Source organism: Parendozoicomonas verongulae, from assembly GCF_009711465.1.
GTDB lineage: Bacteria > Pseudomonadota > Gammaproteobacteria > Pseudomonadales > Endozoicomonadaceae > Sansalvadorimonas > Sansalvadorimonas verongulae.
This window is the reverse complement of record NZ_SMME01000134.1, coordinates 1-281: the sequence shown is the minus strand read 5'-3', so window position 1 is coordinate 281 and position 281 is coordinate 1. Positions and strand designations below refer to the sequence as shown.

General features: G+C 53.0%; 1 pseudogene. It reads right to left on the bottom strand.

Annotation, left to right across the window (positions count from 1 at the left end):
• Positions 1–281: pseudogene (locus E1189_RS24190) on the bottom strand (IS4 family transposase); the annotation flags it as partial.

The window sequence follows — 281 nt, the reverse complement described above, 5'->3', positions numbered from 1 at the left end:
GGCTTGTTCCCCCGTTTCCTTGCCCTCGTAAGGAGATGTCGCGAAGTCCAGAACGGCACCACTACCCAGGGTGATCAGAACCAGAATTCTCAGGATCGGAAAACCAATGCCTTTTTTTGGGTTGAGGGTTGCGGATAAACAGCCTGATTGGCGGGGCTGTCAGGCATGGATAATGTTGATCCATCGACTAATACCACACGTCGGTCATGCCACCGCCAACTCTCTGGGCTTACGTCATCAAGCCGCTGCCCCGATAGCTGAGAAAGTGTTTTCACATCACG